The 2,049-nt window shown below is 67.3% G+C and carries 1 protein-coding gene; it reads left to right on the top strand.

The genetic code is table 11. The features are described from left to right. On the top strand, positions 1 to 2,049 hold a 2,049-nt coding region (topA, locus tag VF794_RS33605), incomplete at both ends, for a type I DNA topoisomerase (protein ID WP_331117205.1).

The following is a 2,049-nucleotide window of genomic DNA, read 5'->3' as shown; positions in this document are numbered from 1 at the left end:
CGCGGAAGAAGAAGGAAGTCGTCGAGACGGAAGCTGCCGCCACGGAGGAGGCGACGCCGAAGAAGGCGGCGGCGAAGCGTCCGGCGGCCAAGAAGGCCACGGCGAAGAAGAAGAGCGCGGCCAAGAAGGTGGCCGCCAAGGCGAAGGGCAAGGGCAAGGGTAAGGGCGCCCTGGCCGAGGTGGAGGTGTCCGCCGACGAGGAGGGTGAGGAGGCGGAGGAGTCCACCCGGCGTGGCAAGGGCCCTCACTACCTGGTGGTGGTCGAGTCTCCCGCCAAGGCCAAGACGATCAAGAAGTACCTGGGCACCGGCTACACGGTGAAGGCCTCGGTGGGCCACATCCTCGATCTGCCCAAGAGCAAGATGGGCGTGGACATCGAGCACGACTTCGAGCCCCAGTACGAGGTCATCAAGGGCAAGGAGAAGGTGCTCGGCGAGCTGAAGAAGGCCGCCCAGGGCGTGGACAAGGTCTTCCTGGCGACGGACCCCGACCGCGAGGGCGAGGCCATCGCCTGGCACATCCACAAGCAGCTCGGCCATGACAACGCCTACCGGGTGATGTTCAACGAGATCACCAAGTCGGCCATCCAGGAGGCCATCGCCCACCCGCGCCAGCTCAGCCAGGAGAACTACGACTCCCAGCAGACGCGGCGCATCCTGGACCGGCTCGTGGGCTACCAGATCTCCCCCATCCTCTGGAAGAAGGTGCGCCGAGGGCTGTCCGCGGGCCGCGTGCAGTCCGTGGCCGTGCGCCTCATCTGCGAGCGCGAGGATGCGATCAAGGCCTTCGTCCCGCAGGAGTACTGGACGCTCGACGCCCTGCTGGAGGGGCCCTCGGGGCCGCCGCCCTTCAAGACCAAGCTGTCCAAGGTGGACGGCAAGAAGGCGGACCTCAAGGACCAGGCCACCACCCACGGACTGCTCGAGGAGCTGAAGAACGCCTCCTTCGTGGTGTCCAAGGTGGACAAGCGCGAGCGGCGCCGCAACGCGCCCGCTCCGTTCATCACCTCCAAGCTCCAGCAGGAGGCCGCCAACCGGCTCCACTTCACCGCCAAGAAGACCATGGCGCTCGCCCAGCGGCTCTACGAGGGCGTGCCGCTCGGTGAGGAGGGCCCCACGGCGCTCATCACGTACATGCGTACGGACTCCACCCGTCTGTCGGATCAGGCGGTGGCGGCGGTGCGCGACCTCATCGGTGGCACCTACGGCGCGGACTACCTGCCCGAGGCCCCGGTGGTGTACCGCACCAAGAAGAGTGCCCAGGACGCGCACGAGGCCATCCGTCCCACCGCGCTCGAGTACCCGCCTTCCAAGGTGAAGGCGCAGTTCGACGCGATGGACGACGACATGGCCGCGGACATGTTCCGCCTCTACGAGCTCATCTGGAACCGCTTCGTGGCGTGCCAGATGAAGCCGGCCGTGTACGACCAGACGAGCGCGGACATCACCGCGGGCCGGGCCACGTTCCGGGCCTCGGGCTCCACGCTGAAGTTCCCCGGCTACCTGGCCGTCTACGGCGCCAGCCTCACCCCCGAGGAGGAGGCCGCCCAGGAGAAGGCGCGCGCCGCCGGCGAGGACACCGACGAGGACGGCGTGGGCGATCTGCCCGTGCTCAACGACGGGGACGCGCTCAAGCTCCAGAAGCTGATCGACGAGCAGCACTTCACCCAGCCCCCGCCGCGCTTCTCGGAAGCCACCCTCGTCAAGGAGCTGGAGGAGCGGGGCATCGGCCGTCCGTCCACGTACGCCGCCATCCTCTCCACCATCCAGGACAAGAAGTACGTGGAGAAGATCGAGGGGCGCTTCCGTCCCACGGACCTGGGCGTCATCTGCAACGAGCTGCTCGTCAAGCACTTCCCCCACGAGCTGGACGTCGCCTTCACCGCCAGCATGGAGGAGAAGCTCGATCTCATCTCCGAGGGCGAGGCCAACTGGAAGGCCGTCCTGCAGGACTTCTACGCGCCCTTCAAGGAGACGCTCGAGAAGGCCGAAGCGGAGATGCGCGACGTCAAGCGCGAGGAGATCAAGACCGACGTGGCGTGCGAGAAGT

The organism is Archangium sp. (assembly GCF_036389735.1).
Classification (GTDB): domain Bacteria; phylum Myxococcota; class Myxococcia; order Myxococcales; family Myxococcaceae; genus Archangium.
This window is presented reverse-complemented; position numbering and strand designations above follow the sequence as displayed.